Raw genomic sequence first — 725 nt, 5'->3', positions numbered from 1 at the left:
TAACACCCCGCATAACGGGCAGTTTTTTGGGTGGGCATAGTCCCAACCAGAAAACTGTCCTGCGCGAGCGTAGCGAGGTTGATGCGTTTGTTAGCACCGGTTGATTTAACTTGACCTTGATAAAACACTTACTGCCTCCTTGCGTTAACCATTTAGGTAAAAATATACTCGTTTGACGTTAAAACAACAACTGATGTCGACTAGCGAAGACTAAACAGCAAATGCTCGCGAACCCGAAAGTAGCTGACTAACGACCGTTGAGGATAACTATTGAGAGACAGAGCGACGCTAGGGCTTAATCTTCTATATGATCCAAAATATATGTAAGCACCTTTTCAACATCAGCCGCAAAATATAGGTTTAGTTGAATATTTGCTTTATTTCCATTTGCGTCAACTAAGACCAATGCGCTCTTAGTTATTGTGCTTTTTTCAGCTACTAGTTTTGATAAGTCTACATCTGCCAAGCCACCGAATTCAGTTACGTAAATTACGTGACCATCAGTAAATTCTATCTCTGACAATAATCCTTTGAACAGTGAAATTATCGCTAAGCAAAATGAACCTAAAGCAATTGAAAAAAATGCACCATACTTGAAGCTATCTGATAGCCCAAACTGACTTAAAATAAGTAAGGCTATTGCAAAAGCAAAGTTTGGCAGTAGCGTGTAGTAGGTAAGTAAATGAAGCCTTGGCTTTACTTTAAAGCTCAATTAAACATCACCG

General features: G+C 39.4%; 1 protein-coding gene. It reads right to left on the bottom strand.

Going from position 1 to position 725, the window contains the following annotated elements:
- Window positions 1-295: 295 nt before the first annotated feature.
- Entirely contained in the window at window positions 296-712 is a 417-nt protein-coding gene (locus RM556_RS17315) for a hypothetical protein (RefSeq protein ID WP_311362640.1), read from the bottom strand.
- Window positions 713-725: the final 13 nt, after the last annotated feature.

It is taken from the genome of Alteromonas sp. W364 (genome assembly GCF_031846205.1).
GTDB classification, from domain to species: domain Bacteria; phylum Pseudomonadota; class Gammaproteobacteria; order Enterobacterales; family Alteromonadaceae; genus Glaciecola; species Glaciecola blandensis.
The sequence above is the reverse complement of the archived record's forward strand: the minus strand, read 5'-3'. Positions and strand labels throughout refer to the sequence as shown.